The sequence below is a fragment of the Amycolatopsis sp. 505 genome (assembly GCF_031625235.1).
Lineage (GTDB): Bacteria > Actinomycetota > Actinomycetes > Mycobacteriales > Pseudonocardiaceae > Amycolatopsis.
The window spans coordinates 203,068-218,121 of the sequence record NZ_JACKQP010000007.1 but is presented as its reverse complement, the minus strand read 5'-3'; the positions used below and the strand labels follow the sequence as shown (position 1 = coordinate 218,121).

The window sequence follows — 15,054 nt, the reverse complement described above, 5'->3', positions numbered from 1 at the left end:
CAGGAGGTCTGCCGTGCCGTCCGAGGTACACCGCCGTACCTTCCTGCAACTACTCGCCGTGGCCGGAGCGGCGGGGTCCGTCACCGTGCCGGGCCTCGCCGAGGCCGGGACCGGCTTCCCGTTGGTGGCACGGGGGAAGGCCGCGACGATCGTGGTCGGCTCGGGCGACCTCCCCGGCGTGCGGCGGGTGGTGGGCGACCTGGCCGCCGACATCGAGCGAGTGACCGGCGTGCGGCCCGCGGTGTCGGCCGACGTCGTGCCCTCGCACGGCCCGGTCGTCGTGGTCGGCACGCTGGGGCACAGCCCGCTGGTCGACGACCTGGTCGCGGCGGGCAAGCTCGACGTCACCGGGATCGCCGGGAAGTGGGAGACGTCGCTGAGCCAGGTCGTCGACGGGCGGCTCGTGCTCACCGGCAGCGATCAGCGCGGCGTGATCTACGGCGTCTACGAGATTTCCCGGCGCATCGGCGTCTCGCCCTGGTACTGGTGGGCGGACGTGCCGCCGCGCAAGCAGGCGGAGCTGCACCTGCCGGGCGAGCGGTTCAGCCTCGGCACCCCGCACGTGAAGTACCGCGGGTTCTTCATCAACGACGAGAACCCGGCGCTCGGCACCTGGGCCCCGGCCTACTTCGGCCCGGGCAAGGCGCCCGGGTTCCCGAACGGCTTCAACCACCTGTTCTTCGCGAAGGTCTTCGAGACCATGCTTCGGTTGCGGGCCAACTACCTGTGGCCGGCGGTGTGGGGGCGGGCGTTCGCCGAGGACGACCCGCTCAACCACGCGACGGCCAAGGAGTACGGCATCGTGATGGGCACCTCGCACGAGGCGCCGATGATGCGCGGGATCGAGGAGTGGAACCGGCACGCGGTGCCCGCGGTCCGCGACGCGGCCGGGAACATCACCACGCCGGGCCACGACCCGTACGGCGGCACGGGGGAGTGGAGCTTCCGCCGCAACGGCGAGGCGATCAAGGCCTACTGGACCGACGGCATCCGCCGGATGGCCCGCGAGGACTTCGAAGGCGTCGTCACGCTCGGCATGCGCGGCAACGGCGACGTCGGCCTGCCCGACGGCGACGGCATCGAGCTGATGCGCGAGATCATCGCCACCGAGCGGGAGATCCTGGCCCGCGAGCTCTCGACGGACGTCCCGCAGGTCTGGACGCTCTACAAGGAAGTCCAGCGGTACTGGGCGAAGGGCCTGCGCCCGCCGGACGACGTCATCGTCGTGTTCACCGACGACAACTGGGGCAACATCCGCAAGATGCCCGACCGGTCGCTGCCGCCGCACCCCGGCGGGTACGGGCTGTACTACCACTTCGACTACGTCGGCGGCGGCCGCAACTACAAGTGGGTCGACACCGCGCTGCTGGCGAACACCTGGGAGCAGCTGCACCAGGCGTTCGCCTATGGCAACGACCGGCTGTGGGTGGCCAACGTCGGGGACATGAAGGGCAACGAGCTGCCGCTGCAGTTCTTCCTCGACTACGCCTGGGACCCCGCTTCGCTGCCGGTCGAGCGACTGTCCACCTGGGAGCGTTCGTTCGCGTCGGAGAACTTCGGTCCGGCCCTGGCCGGGGATGTCGCCGCGGTGCTGCACGACTACGGGCGCCTGCAGTCCCGCCGCAAGCCGGAGCTGCTGAACCGGCGGATCACGGTGGACCCGGCCGGGACGATCACCTACGACGACCAGATGACGCCGTTCAGCCGCGTCAACTACCGCGAGCTGGACCGGGTCACGCAGGAGTGGCAGGACCTCTCGGCCCGCGCCGAGAAGATCTCCGCGCGGCTGCCCGCGGCCTACCGGGATGCCTTCTACGAGCTGGTGCTCTACGCGACGAAGGCGACGGCGAACCTGTACGCGCTGCGGCGCGCCGAATTCACCAACCTGCTCTACGCCGCCCAGGGCCGCGCTTCGGCGAACGGCCTCGCCGCCGTCACGGAGGCCCGCTTCGCCGACGACCTCGCGCTGGCGGAGAAGTACAACACCGGGATCGCGGGCGGGAAGTGGCAGGGGTTCCAGACCCAGCCGCACATCGACTACGGCGACGTCGAACGCTACGGGCCGAACGCGCCGTGGCAGCAGCCGGAGAAGGACAACGTGGCCCTGCCGGACGTGATCTTCCCGGCGGTGAAACGCCTCGACCTGCCGTCGGCGGCGTCGCTGGGGGTCGCCGTCGACGGCTCCGAGCAGGCGTGGCCCGGTGCGCCCGGGCGTCCGGTGCTGCCGGAGTTCAGCCCGTACCAGAGTGCGCCGCCGCAGTACGTCGACGTCTTCAACCGCGGCCGGGAACCGTTCCGCTGCACGGTTTCCGCCGGAGCGCCGTGGGTGCTGATCGAGCCGCGCGGCGGCCGGGTGACCGAGGAGCTGCGGATGACCGTCCGGATCGACTGGGCCCGGGCCCCGAAGGGCGCCACGACGGTCCCGATCACGGTGTCGGGCGCGGGCGGTTCGGTGGTGGTGGACGCGGTGGTGCGCAACCCGGCGCTGCCGCCGTCGTGGCGGCGCGGGTTCGTCGAGGCCGGCGGGTACGTGTCGATGGAGGCCGAGCACTGCAGCGCCACCGTCGGGACGGCGGACGCCGCCTGGCGGCGCATCCCGGACATCGGACGGACGGGCGCGGGGATGACCCCGTTCCCGGTGACGGCGGGGAGCCGCGCACCGGGAACGGGGCCGCGCCTGGAGTACCGGGCGACGCTGTTCACGGCGGGGCCGGTGACGGTGTGGGCGTACCTGTCCCCGCGCAGCAACGTGCTGCCAGGCGACGGGCTGAGGTACGCGGTGTCGTTCGACGACGCGGAACCGCAGGTCGTCAACATCACGACGGCCACGGGCGCGGACGACACGTCCATGAACCGGCAGTGGGAACGGACCACTTCGGACAACGTGAACCTGACCTCGACGCGCCACACGATCGCGGCAGCGGGCCCGCACGTGCTGAAGTTCTGGATGGTCGACCCGGCGGTGGTCTTGCAGAAGCTGGTGATCGACACCGGCGGGCTGAGGCCGAGTTACCTGGGGCCGCCGGAGAGCACACGGTGGCCGTGGTGAGCGGGAGTGGCCCGGGTCCGCGCCGGTGGGGAAGCCTGCCGGACGCCCGCTCGAGCGCCCGCCCGCCGGGGGCGCCCCCCGAATTCCACTCTACCGGTGGGCACCGACAGTTCCGGGGCCCGGAAGCCGCTGATCGACCGGCGCCGCGCCCGCCGGCCGTGGAGCAGCCGCGATCGTCAGCTCGCGCCGCCCGTCAGCACCCGGTAACCCCGGTGGGCCGGCGCCGCCGTGCTGTGCCGGACGACCAGGCTGGTCGCCAGCTCCAGGCGGTGGCTTTCCGGATCGACCCCGCGGGCCAGCGAAATCGCCAGCCGGGCGCCGGCCGCCGCCATCTCCTGCAGGGGCTGGCGGACCGTCGTCAGCTCCGGGGTCAGCCAGCGGGCGATCGGCAGGTCGTCGAAGCCCACCACGGAAAGGTCGTCCGGGATGCGCAGCCCCGCGTCGCGCGCCGCCTCGTACACGCCGAGGGCCTGCAGGTCGCTGCCGGCGAACACCGCCGTCGGCCGGTCCGGGAGGGTGAGCAGTGAAGCCAGTTCCCGGTAACCGGCCCGGACGTGGAAGTCGCCGCGGCGCACCAGCGCCGGGTCGAAGGCCAGGCCGGCCGTCTCCAGTGCCGTGCGGTACCCGTCGATCCGGGCCCGGCTGCACAGCACCCCCTCCGGGCCGCCGATCATCGCGATCCGGCGGTGCCCCAGGTCGATCAGGTGCCGGGTGGCCGTCAGCCCGCCCTGCCAGTTCGTCGCCCCGATCGAGGGCGTCTCCGGCCCCGGCGCGCCGGCCGGGTCGACCACGACCAGCGGGATGTCCCGGGCCCGGAGCTTCGCCAGCTGCCCGCCGGTGAAGTCCGAGCACACCGAGACGATGCCGACCGGCCGCCGGGCGAGGACGCTCTCCAGCCAGCTCTGGCCGGGCGTGTGCCGGCCCGACGATTCCGCCAGCACGACCGCCATTCCGTTTTCGCGGGCGACGCACTCGACGCCGCGGATGATTTCAAGAGCCCAGGTGCTTTCGAGTTCGTGGAACATCAGTTCCAGGAGCCGGGAACGGCGGGAACGTTCGTCGGCACGGCGCCGGTACCCGTATTTCCCGATGACGGCTTCGACGCGGGCGCGCGTGCTTTCGGCGACGTCGGGACGCCCGTTCAACACTTTCGAAACTGTCGGGACGGAGACACCGGTCTCGGCGGCGATCCGGGCGATGGTCACCCGGGACTCGGTCGGCTCGAGCTCGTCAGACTTCGTTGTCATGGAGGAGATTCTAGGTCATCGAAACCTGATTTGAAACGGTTGGAAAGTTTCGGAGCACCATTGTCTCGCGGAGGATGAAGATGCTGGGAAGAATTCCTAAGAAACAGGCCGTCGCCGCGGTCGCGGCCGTCATGGGTATTGCCGTGTGGCAGGCGCCCGCCGCTTCGGCGGGGGCACACTCGTTGCCGCTGCAATACACCACGAACCGTTACGTCGGCAGCGCGGTGGCCGCCACGTACCTGGCTTCGGAAACCGATTACCGGGCGGTGCTCACCCGCGAATTCGACAACGTGACGCCGGAAAACGAGATGAAGTGGGGCACGATCGAAGCCGTGCGGGGCCAGTACGACTGGTCCGGCGCCGACGCGATCGTCAAGTATGCGCAGCAACACCACAAGACCGTCCGCGGGCACACGCTGGTCTGGCACTCCCAGCTCCCGGACTGGGTCGGCGCGCTGCCCGCCGACGAGCTGCGCCGGGTGCTGCGCGACCACATCACCACGGAAGTCAAGCGGTACAAGGGCAAGATCCGCGCCTGGGACGTCGTCAACGAGATCTTCAACGAGGACGGCACCCGGCGTGACACGGTCTTCCGGCAGAAGCTCGGCGACGGCTTCGTCGCCGACGTCTTCCGCTGGGCGCACGCGGCCGACCCGCACGCGAAGCTCTACATCAACGACTACAACATCGAAGGGATCAACCCGAAGAGCGACGCGGTGTACGACCTGGTGAAGACGCTGCGCCGGCAGGGCGTGCCGATCGACGGCGTCGGCATCCAGGGGCACCTGTCGATCCAGTACGGCTTCCCCGGCCAGTACCGCGAGAACCTGGCCCGCTTCGCCAAGATCGGCGTGGAGACCGCGGTCACCGAGGCGGACGTCCGGATCCCGACCCCGGCCGACCCGGCCAAGCTCGCCACCCAGGCGAGCTACTTCGGGCAGCTGTGGGACGGCTGCCACGCGGTCCGCAAGTGCGTCGAGTTCACGACGTGGGGGTTCACCGACCGGCACTCGTGGGTCCCGGACGTCTTCCCGGGCGAAGGGGCGGCCTGCCTCTTCGACGAGAACCTGCGCCCGAAGCCGGCGTACTTCGCCCTCAACCCCTGACCCGCGTCCGGTCGCCGGTGCCGCGAATGACTCATTCGGGACCTCCGAGGTCCCGAATGAGTCATTCGCGACCTCCGGGCGGCGGTCACCGGAGGGCGACCGGGCCGGGCCGCAGCCCGCGCTCGGTGAGCGCGGCGAGGATGCGGGGGACCGCGTCGAGGGTGGCCGGGCGGCCTTCGTGCATCAGCACGACGCCGCCCGGCTGCGCTTCCCCGGCCGCGGCGACGATCTCGTCCTCGGGGCAGCCGGCCCAGTCGCGGGTGTCGACCGTCCACAGCACCTCGGTGAGCCCCTGTGCCGCAACGGTTTCCGCGACCTCCGGGCCGGTGTCGCCGTAGGGTGGCCGGAACAGGACCGGGCGGGTTCCGGTGAGCTCGGCGAGGAGGTCCTGCGTGCGCCGGACCTCCTCGGCGCGGGCTTCCGGGCCGAGCGTGGTCAGCCGCGGGTGGGTCCAGGTGTGGTTGCCGATCACGTGCCCGGCCGCGGCGATCGCCCGGACCAGCGCGGGGTGCGCCTCGGCGTGCTCGCCCCACAGGAAGAACGTCGCCGGCGTCCCGTCGAGGGCGGCCAGCAGCGCCGGGGTCGTCTCCGGGTACGGGCCGTCGTCGAAGGTCAGCGCGACGGTGTCCATCAGCGGGCCAGCGCGGCCAGCCGCTTCGCCGTCGGCCAGCGGACATTCCACGCCCAGCCCAGCTTCTCGAACACCCAGATCACCCGCGCGGAGACGTCGAGCTGGCCGCGCAGCACGCCGTGCCGGGCCGACGTCGGGTCGGCGTGGTGGGTGTTGTGCCAGGACTCGCCCATCGAGAGGATGGCCAGCGGCCAGAAGTTCGCCGAGCGGTCGCGGCTGGCGAACGGGCGCTCGCCGATCATGTGGCAGATCGAGTTCACCGACCACGTCACGTGGTGCTGGAACGAGATCCGCGCCAGGCCCGCCCACAGGAACGCGGTCAGCGCTCCCCACCACGACAGCGTGATCAGCCCGCCGAGCAGCGGCGGGAGCAGCAGGCTCAGGACCACCCACAGCGGGAAGAGCCGGTCGACGACGCGCAGGTCGCGGTCGGCGGCCAGGTCCGGGGCGAACCGGTCGACGTTGGTCTTGTCGCGGCCGAAGAGCCAGCCCATGTGCGCGTGCCAGAACCCGCGGGCCAGCGCCAGCGGCGAGGTCCCGAACAGCCACGGCGAGTGCGGGTCGCCTTCGCGGTCGGAGAAGGCGTGGTGCCTCCGGTGGTCGGCGACCCAGACGAGCACCGGGCCCTGCGCCGCGAGTCCGCCGGCGACGGCCAGCGCGATGCGCAGCGCCCGCTTCGCCCGGAAGGAGCCGTGGGTGAAGTAGCGGTGGTAACCGACGGTGATCCCGAGCGTCGAGACCACGAAGAACGCGCCGGCGATGGTGAGGTCGAGCCAGCTGACGCCCCAGCCCCAGAACACCGGGACGGCGACGGCCAGCGCGAGGAACGGGACCAGCAGGAACGTGCGGATGGTGATGAGCTCGGGGATCGTCTGCTTGCCGGAGAGGACGGGTTTCGGGGCCGGCCGGGCTGCCTTCACGGAGGCGGTCATGCACTACTCGATTCGAGGTCTACGCCGCGCGGGGGCGCGGGAGGCCGGGGAGCGGAACACCCGGCGGTCAGCGGTCTGCGGGTGGCCGGGCGCGTCACCGCTCCTGCCGGTGATCTGCCTCGGATGGCCACGGTGCGAGAGTGAGGCCGACCGGACGCCGGCACACGGGGGGTGCTCTCGTACCCGTTCCACGTTACCTGATCGTTGTGAATCCGCAGTGTGGTCGGCGCCCGGGAACGAGTAAGGCCCCCGCCCCTGGTCGGGGCGAGGGCCTCAGGCTGCCTCGTGGCTCAGATGACGCTGACGCGCTGGGCCTGCGGGCCCTTCTGGCCCTGGCCGATTTCGAACTCCACGCGCTGACCCTCGTCGAGCGACTTGAAGCCGCTGCCCTGGATCTCGGAGTAGTGGACGAACACGTCCGGACCCCCGCCGTCCTGCGCGATGAAGCCGAAGCCCTTTTCGCCGTTGAACCACTTGACACTGCCCTGAGCCATACCAATACCTACTCTTTGTAGTGAGCCTGGGCGTCCCGTTCGGACACCCGGTCTCACCCCCCATCCTTCCATTGCGCGTCCGGAGTGGCCACCCCCGGTGGTCAAACTCCCCAATCGGGTCGCAGCGGCATGCCCATCCCGCCCTCGCTGTCGGTCCGCACACCCAGGATGTGGTGCAGTTCGATCTCGCGGCGTTCGAAGGCCAGCCGGCAGGCCGCGAGGTACAGCGCCCACACCCGGCTGCGCCCGGCGCCGGCCTCGGCTACGGCCTCGTCCCAGTTCGCGTCGAGGTTGGCGCACCACCCCGCGAGGGTCTTCGCGTAGTGCTCGCGGAAGTTCTCCGCGTGCCGCACCTCCAGGCCGGCGTCGTGCATGGCCGTCATCAGCTCGCCGGGGGCTTCGAGCTCGCCGTCGGGGAAGACGTAGCGGTCGATGAACCCGCGCGAGCGGTGCGCGACGCTGGTGTCCGGGTTGGTGATGCAGTGGTTGAGCAGCCGTCCGTGCGCCTTGAGCTTGCCGGCCAGGAAGCGGAAGTAGCCGGGGACGTTGCGGGCCCCGATGTGCTCGGTCAGGCCGATCGAGGAGATCGCGTCGAACCCGGTCTCGGTGACGTCCCGGTAGTCCTGGTGGCGGATCTCGGCGCGGTCGGCGATCCCGAGCGCGACGATGTTCTTCTGCGCCCACTGGGCCTGTTCCCGCGAAAGGGTGACACCGATGGCTTCGACGCCGTAGTGGCGGACGGCGTGCGCGACCATCCCGCCCCAGCCGCAGCCGACGTCGAGCAGCTTCATCCCGGGCTTGAGGCCCAGCTTCTTGCAGACGAGGTCGAACTTGTGCGCCTGCGCCTCCTCCAGGGTGGCGTCCTCGTGCGGGAACACCGCGCACGTGTAGGCCATCGACGGGCCGAGGACCAGCTCGTAGAACCGGTTGGACACGTCGTAGTGGCTGGCGATGGCCTCGCTGTCGCGCTCCTTCGAGTGCCGCAGCGCGGTCAGCCCGCGCCGGAACCGGCTCGGGTGCTCCTCGGCCGGCGGCTTGACCAGCCGCAGGTGGCGCGGGCCGAGCTTGCGCAGCAGCCACAGCCGGTCGGCCGGGGTGAGCTGGTCGACCTGCGCGGCCAGCGCGTGCAGCGCCGTGTAGAGGTCGCCGGTGACGTCGAGCGCGCCGGCGACGTACGCGCGGGCGAGGCCGAGGTCGCCGGGGGAGGACATCAGGTAGTCCAGCGCCAGCGGCGAGCGCACCTCGATGGCCACCGGCGCGTCGGCCGGGCCGCTGCGGCTGCCGTCGTAGGCGGTGATCGACACCTCGGCGCGGGGTCCGAGCAGCCGCTCGAAGACGGCGCCGACGGTGATGTTCTCCTGGGTCACGTTCGTTCCTTTCACCGGCGGCGGACGCATTTTTCGTAGAGGCCGAGCAATCGCTCGCGCGGGTCGTAGGCGCGCTTCAGCTCGCGGTAGGCGTCGCCGTTGTAGAGCCGCCAGAACTCGTCCTCGGTGTAGAAGCTGTCCGAGTAGAGCGACTTGTGCCCGCCGAGGCGGGTGACCTCGGCTTCGATCATCCGGTTGTGCACGCCGTCGCGCTCGCCGGGGTCGAGGGGCACGGCCGACCAGAACCCGAAGTTGACGTACAGCTCTTCGGGGTCCAGTTCGTACAGCGGCCAGCGGACGCCGCCGGGCCGCTGGCGCAGCGGGCAGATCCAGACCGGGCTGATCGGGATTTCGCGCTCGAAGAACTCGAGGAACTCCGCGGCCCGGTCGAGCGGGACCTCGATGTCCTGCACGATCGTCTCCTCGGGTGGCAGCCGCCGGAGCTTCAGCAGCCGCTCGGCGATCCGGAACCGGCGATCGAGCGCGACGGCCTTCCAGTACACCGAGGACCGCAGGAACCGGCGGCCGAGCAGCAGCCGCGGCAGCCGGTGCTGGACGCCGAACGCGCGCGAGCACCAGAACCAGTCGGTGTCCCAGCGCCACAGGTAGTCCCGGACCGTGAGGTGGTCGGTCTCGCGGCGCTGGATGGACCGGTAGTAGATGTCCAGCCAGGTGTAGTCGCTGGTGGCGGGCGCGGTGTCGGTGAACGTCCCGAGCGTCAGGTACAGCTCGTCCGGACCGAAGACCGTGCCGTCGACGAAGTCGGTTTCACCGCTGTCGCAGGCTTCGCGCAGGGCGGTGAAGTAGGTGTCCCGGTCGTGGAAGCGGACGTGGCGCAGCTCGACGAACGGTTTGACCGGTTCGAGCAGGATCTTCAGCCGGAGCGCGTAGCCGAGGGTGCCGTAGGAGTTCGGGAAGCCGTGGAACAGGTCGCGGTGCTCGTTGTCCGGCGTGGCGACGACGATCCGGCCGTCCCCGGTGAGCACCTCGAGCTCCACTACCGACTCGTGCGGCATGCCGTTGCGGAAGGACGAGGACTCGATGCCGAGCCCGGTCACCGCGCCGCCGAGGGTGATGGTCTTCAGCTGCGGCACGACCAGCGGCATCAGCCCGTGCGGCAGGGTGGCGTCGACGAGCTGCTCGTAGGTGACCATCCCTTCGACGTCGGCGGTGCGGGTCCCGGGGTCGACGTGCAGCACGTGGGCGAAGCCGGAGACGTCCAGCCCGGGGTGCTTCGCGGCGGCCCGGGAGCGGAACAGGTTGGAGGTCCGCTTCGCGAGCCGGACGGTCGCTTCGCCGTCGATCGCGGTGAGCTGCCGTCTCAGTGCGTCGACGCGGGCTTCGTGCGCGGGGAAAGCCGGGGCTTCCGGCGCCCCGGCCTGATCGATGGTCACCCCCTGATCCTGCCTCACCGGGAGCCGTGGTGGCGCGCCGGACGTCGTGAAAAGACTCATTCCCGTAAGCGGTTCACGACGCCGGATGCGCATCAGGCGACGGCGCGGAGCGGCGTTTGCCCCTCGAGGACCGATTCGGCCTCGGCGAGGAAGGCGTCGATCCGCCGCAGCCGGTCGGCGGTGCGCCGCTCGACGGCGGCCAGCCGGTCGGCGCGGCGGCGGGCGTCGTCGACGATCCGGCAGGCCTGCGCGCGGGCGTCGGCGGTGCGGCGCTCGGCGGCCTCGTCCGCTTCGGCGACGATCGCGGCGGCGCGCTCCCGGGCCGTGGCCACGATCTCGCCGGCTTCCGCGTGCGCCAGTTCCAGCAGGTGCCGGACGCGGTCACCGACGGCGGCCGGGTCGGCGGGTTCGCGGCACAGCCGGTCGGTGCGGGCGCTCAGCTCGGCGTGGTCGGCGCGGGCCCGTTCGAGCTGCCGCGCGAGGTGTTCGGCCTCGGCGACGGCCGCGTCCCGGTCGGTGCCGAGCAGGCGGATTTCGGCCAGGAGTTCGTCGATCCGCTCGTCGACCTGCGCGCGGTCGTAGCCGCGGAAGGTCAGCGCGAAGCTCTCGGGCAGGGGCAGCGGCGCCGTCATCGGGCCGCGGCCGGCCGGCGCAGCAGAGCGGCGAGTTCGCCGGCGTCGCCCGCGGTCCGGAGCTCGACGGGGTCGGGACGTCCCACGGTGTGGTCGTCCTCGTGCAGGGCGGTGACGAACCGCGCGACCCGGCGCGGCGGCGGGACGACGGTGGGCCCGCCCAGGTAGCGCAGGACGATCAGGTCCTCGCCGGAGTGCGTCTCGATCGCGGCCGCCCAGCCGCGTTCCTCGTCCCACAGCAGGGCCACGTCGCGGTCGGGGTAGTGCGGCAGCCGGGTGTCGAGGGCGACGTAGGCCGAGACCGGGCGGTCGTGGTCGAGGGTGCAGGACTCGAGGCCGATCCCGAGCTCGGCGGTGACGTCGCGGAGGTAGCCGAGCAGCGCGGGGACGGCGGGGTGCTGGTAACCGGTCGGGAGTTCGATCGATGCGGTCACGGGGTCGTGGTGCCTTTCTCTCGGGTGGTTCCGTTCTAACATGTCATCGTTTCGATGACAAGGAAGATGTCGCCGGATGGACGACATCTCGCCTGGCGGGAGCTGTCCGGTTCGCCGGATTGAGCGGCGGTACCCCGGGGTACCCGATCGGGCGACCGCGGAGGATCCCGCGGCGCAATGGGGAAAGCGAGGCGGCGTTGAGCATTCTGATCGACTTCGGGCGCGACACGGAGTTCTCGTTCGAGCGGCGGCTGCGCGGCTACGTGGGGGCGGTGGCCCGGGCCGTGGGGGTGGGCCTGGAGTCCTGCACGCTCGACGCGGGCACCCCCGCGGCGGCCTACATCGCCCTCGACTGGCGCCTGGCCCGCTTCCCCGGCCACGACCTGGCCCTGGTCTGGGACGAAGTCCACGGCTGGGCGGCGGCGATCGAAGACACCACCGGGGCGACGGTCCTGACCTACCTGGGTGGCGAGGTGTTCCCGGAACCCCGCGCGGTGGTCCGCTTCCTGGCGGCGGTCCGCGCGGACGACCCGGACGCGGGGACGCCGGAGGCCGCGGTCCTGCGCGAGGCGGGCGGCCACGAGCACCTGCTGGCCGCGGGCCGGAGTTGATCGGTTTCGGGCACACTGGGGCCCATGGGGGAGCTGACGGCGGAAGCCGTGGTCGACCGGATGGTGCCGAAGACGCCGCGGGTGTCGCCGGACGGCGCGTGGGTCGTGTTCGCGAGTTCGCCGGTGGGGCAGCCGGGGAAGCATCCGGTGAGCGAGGTGCGGGCCGGTCCCGTGGACGCGAGTGCGCCGCCCCGGGAGCCGGCGCCGAGCGCGGCGGAAGACCGGGAGCCGCGGTGGGCGCCGGATTCGGCGTCGGTCTTCTTCCTCTCCGACCGCGCCGAGCGCGGGACGGCGCAGCTCTACCGGGTGGCCCGGGAAGGCGGCGAGCCGGAGCAGCTGACGGACTGGCCCGCGGGGATCCACGAGTACGCGCTGCTGCCGGACGGTGCGGTGGTGCTCGTCGCCTCCGAGGAAAAGGAGGCGGCCGACCCCCGGGTTCGCGTGGTCGGCCCGGCCGGAGTGCCCACCTGGGACAGTGTCGACCGGCCTGATCGGCTGTGGCTCCTCGACCCGTCGGCCCGCGGCCTCCGCCTCCTCGGCGACTTCGGCCCGCGGCACGTCGTCGAAGTCACCGCGCGGCCGGACGGCCACTCTCTCGCCGTGCTCACCTGGTCCGTCGCCGATCGGGAGCCCGGGCTCTACGACGCCGGCCTCCACCTCGTCGACGCCGTCACCGGGGCCCGGCGGGACCTCGGCGTCCCGGCGCCGGAAGCCGCGTCCCTCACCTGGTGGCGCGACGACGCCGGCTGGCGCCTGGCCTACCTCGGCATCACCCCGCCCGGCCTGATCGGCGGCCGCGCGATCTTCGACAGCGGCCACCGGAACCTCACCGCCGGGATGAGCGTCTGCCCGATCGAACTCGCGAGGGCCGGGGACGGCCGGCTGCTGGCCCTGTTCGCCGAAGGCCTCGACACCACGATCCGGCGCTTCGACCCCGCCACCGGCACCTTCACCGAGCTCGGCGGCGCGACCGGCAGCCTGCTGGACCTGAGCGCGAGCGGAGACACCGTCGCCGTCGTCGGGAGCAGCGCCACCGAACCGGAAGCCGTCCACTGTGGACCGCCGGGTGGCCCGCTCACGCGCATCGGCGAGCCGCAGCGGCCCGGGATCCGGTGGGGTCGGCAGGAACGCCTGTCCTACCGGGCGGGAGACGGTCTGGACCTCGACGGCCTCCTGGTCCTGCCGCCCGGCCGGACCCGCGCCGACGGGCCCTTCCCGCTCGTCACCCTGGTCCACGGCGGCCCGTACGACCGCTACGCCGACCGCTTCCAGCTCGGGTGGTTCCGCCACGGCCAGTGGCTGGCCGCGGCCGGGTTCGCGGTGTTCCTCCCGAATCCCCGCGGCGGCCTCGGCCACGGTCACGCCTTCGCGGCGAGCGTCGCCGGCGACGTCGGGGGCGCGGAGTTCACCGACCTCCTCGCCGGGATCGACCTGCTCGTCGAGGCGGGCGTCGCCGACGGAGACCGGCTCGGGATCGGCGGGGGCAGCCACGGCGGGTTCATGGCGGCCTGGGCCGTCACGCAGACGGATCGCTTCAAGGCGGCCGTCGTCAACGCGGGCATCGCCGACTGGCCGCTGCTCGCCGCGACCGGGGAGTGCGGCCGGTACGACCAAGCCCTCGGCGGCCGGGAGAACAGCCCGATCACCCACGCCCAGCGCATCCGGACACCGGTGCTCATCGTGCACGGCGAGGACGACGCGAACGTCCCGCTGTCGCAGGCCGAACTCCTGCACCACGCGCTCGGGGACCGGCCGCACGAGTTCGTCGTCTACCCCCGGGAGGGCCACTCCCTGCGCGAGCGCGGCCACCAGCTCGACTACCTGCACCGCGTCCGCGCCTGGTTCTCGGACCGGCTGGCTTGAACCCCGCCGCCGCTGGGTAACCGGAGGGGATGACCAGGACCCGGGTGTACCGCGACGGCGTGCTGCAGAAGGAAGACTTCCCCGTCGAGGACGTGTCGGAGTTCCTGGCCGAACCGGGCACCACGGTGTGGGTGGACCTCTGCGGGCCGACCGAAGCGGATCTGGCGGAGCTCGCGGACGAACTGGGCCTGCACCGGCTCGCCGTCGAGGACGCGGTGTCCGAACACCAGCGGCCCAAGCTCGACCGCTACGACGGCCACGCCTTCCTCGCCGCCTACGCGGTGCGGTTCGACGCGGGGACCGGCGATGTCACGACGGCCGAGTTCGGCGCCTTCGTCACGCCGCGGGCCCTGGTCACCGTGCGCAAGGACGACGGCTTCGACATCGAACCGGTCGTGCGCGCCTGGGACCAGGCGCCGGAGCTGGCGAAGTCGGGTGTCCCGTTCCTGGTGCACGGCCTGCTCGACCACGTCGTGGACGGGCAGTACGAGGCCGTCCAGGCCCTCGACGACGAGGTCGAAGCCCTGGAGGACCTGGTCTTCGAGGACCGCCCGGACTCGTCGGAGCTGCAGCGCCGCTCGTTCCGGCTGCGCAAGAGCCTGACCGCGCTGCGCCGGGTGGTGCTGCCGATGCGCGAGGTGCTCAGCTCCCTGATGCGGCCGGACCTGCGGCTGGCCGACGAGCTGACCCGGCCGTACTTCGAGGACGTCCACGACCACGCCCGCCAGGCCGCGGAGCAGACGGAGGCGCTGCGCGAGCTGATCGCGACGGTCCGGGAGACCCAGCTGAACCTGCAGGGCAACCGGCTGAACCTGATCATGAAGAAGGTGACGGGCTGGGCCGCGGTGATCGCGGTGCCGACCGCGGTGACCGGCTTCTACGGCCAGAACGTGCCGTACCCGGGCAACGGCGCCCCGAGCGGCTTCTGGACCTCGACGGCCGTGGTGCTGGTGCTGTCGCTCGGCCTGTACGGGATCTTCAAGAAGAAGGATTGGCTCTGACCCGGCTTCGCGCGCGGCGGCCGATCCACTGTGGAGTGTCCACACCGGACAGCGAATCCGGGCGCGGCGAACCCCGGCGACGGCGGCCGCGCGCACGTCAACCGGTGCCCGGGACGGCGTTCAGCCGAACGGGTCAACGCGGCCGGATGGCCTGGGAGAGAAGGAAAGGCTTTCGAGCACCGCCTGGGGAGCGCGCGCGGACACGGGCGCGGCTGGTTGCTCAACCGTTGCCGCTCAGCATAGTGCAGCTGCACTATGCTGAGCCATCCGGTGTGCACCGGAGCGGGACAACC

At 71.9% G+C, this 15,054-nt stretch carries 13 protein-coding genes; 5 read left to right on the top strand and 8 right to left on the bottom strand.

The features are described 5' to 3' along the window. The first annotated feature begins 13 nt into the window (after window positions 1-13). A complete protein-coding gene (locus H5965_RS25920; protein ID WP_310972849.1) occupies window positions 14-3,049 on the top strand; it encodes a glycosyl hydrolase 115 family protein in 3,036 nt (1,011 codons plus the stop codon). Between the two features lie 176 nt (window positions 3,050-3,225). Here the strand turns inward: H5965_RS25920 and H5965_RS25915 are convergent, their stop codons facing one another. Beyond that, complete coding sequence (locus tag H5965_RS25915) at window positions 3,226-4,296, bottom strand: LacI family DNA-binding transcriptional regulator (protein WP_310972848.1); 1,071 nt, start codon at window positions 4,294-4,296, stop codon at window positions 3,226-3,228. 80 nt (window positions 4,297-4,376) lie between these two features. Between H5965_RS25915 and H5965_RS25910 the strand changes: the two genes are divergently transcribed. After that, window positions 4,377-5,402 (top strand): endo-1,4-beta-xylanase, encoded by a 1,026-nt coding sequence (locus tag H5965_RS25910; protein ID WP_310972847.1) that lies wholly within the window; start codon window positions 4,377-4,379, stop codon window positions 5,400-5,402. An 85-nt stretch (window positions 5,403-5,487) separates the two neighbouring features. Here H5965_RS25910 and H5965_RS25905 read toward each other — a convergent pair whose 3' ends face one another. From H5965_RS25905 to H5965_RS25875, 7 genes are all read right to left on the bottom strand, one after another. Continuing rightward, window positions 5,488-6,033 carry a polysaccharide deacetylase family protein gene (locus tag H5965_RS25905; RefSeq protein WP_310972846.1) on the bottom strand — a complete coding sequence of 182 codons (546 nt, stop codon included), beginning with the start codon at window positions 6,031-6,033 and terminating at the stop codon, window positions 5,488-5,490. After that, window positions 6,033-6,965 (bottom strand): acyl-CoA desaturase, encoded by a 933-nt coding sequence (locus H5965_RS25900; RefSeq protein ID WP_310972845.1) that lies wholly within the window; start codon window positions 6,963-6,965, stop codon window positions 6,033-6,035. The genes H5965_RS25905 and H5965_RS25900 overlap by 1 nt, the downstream gene beginning before the upstream one ends. Window positions 6,966-7,255: 290 nt before the next feature. Further along, window positions 7,256-7,459: a cold-shock protein gene (locus H5965_RS25895; protein ID WP_004558414.1), complete on the bottom strand. Its 204-nt coding sequence runs from the start codon at window positions 7,457-7,459 to the stop codon at window positions 7,256-7,258. Between the two features lie 101 nt (window positions 7,460-7,560). Next, window positions 7,561-8,856, bottom strand: a complete 1,296-nt coding sequence (locus tag H5965_RS25890) for a class I SAM-dependent methyltransferase (protein WP_396136946.1) — start codon at window positions 8,854-8,856, stop codon at window positions 7,561-7,563. After that, complete coding sequence (locus H5965_RS25885) at window positions 8,838-10,220, bottom strand: FAD-binding oxidoreductase (RefSeq protein WP_310972843.1); 1,383 nt, start codon at window positions 10,218-10,220, stop codon at window positions 8,838-8,840. Before H5965_RS25885 ends, H5965_RS25890 begins: the two co-directional genes overlap by 19 nt. Before the next feature lie 92 nt (window positions 10,221-10,312). Beyond that, on the bottom strand, window positions 10,313-10,852 hold the full coding sequence (locus tag H5965_RS25880) for a hypothetical protein (protein WP_310972842.1): 540 nt from the start codon (window positions 10,850-10,852) through the stop codon (window positions 10,313-10,315). After that, window positions 10,849-11,286, bottom strand: a complete 438-nt coding sequence (locus tag H5965_RS25875) for a DUF6292 family protein (protein ID WP_310972841.1) — start codon at window positions 11,284-11,286, stop codon at window positions 10,849-10,851. The genes H5965_RS25880 and H5965_RS25875 overlap by 4 nt, the downstream gene beginning before the upstream one ends. A 197-nt stretch (window positions 11,287-11,483) precedes the next feature. Here H5965_RS25875 and H5965_RS25870 point away from each other — a divergent pair, with 197 nt between their 5' ends. From H5965_RS25870 to H5965_RS25860, 3 genes are read left to right on the top strand one after another with little or no spacing between them, the layout of a single operon-like run. Continuing rightward, window positions 11,484-11,897: a DUF6292 family protein gene (locus H5965_RS25870; protein ID WP_310972840.1), complete on the top strand. Its 414-nt coding sequence runs from the start codon at window positions 11,484-11,486 to the stop codon at window positions 11,895-11,897. A gap of 24 nt (window positions 11,898-11,921) precedes the next feature. Further along, entirely contained in the window at window positions 11,922-13,760 is a 1,839-nt protein-coding gene (locus tag H5965_RS25865; RefSeq protein ID WP_310972839.1) for a prolyl oligopeptidase family serine peptidase, read from the top strand. Between the two features lie 29 nt (window positions 13,761-13,789). After that, window positions 13,790-14,761 carry a magnesium transporter CorA family protein gene (locus tag H5965_RS25860; protein WP_310972838.1) on the top strand — a complete coding sequence of 324 codons (972 nt, stop codon included), beginning with the start codon at window positions 13,790-13,792 and terminating at the stop codon, window positions 14,759-14,761. Window positions 14,762-15,054: the final 293 nt, after the last annotated feature.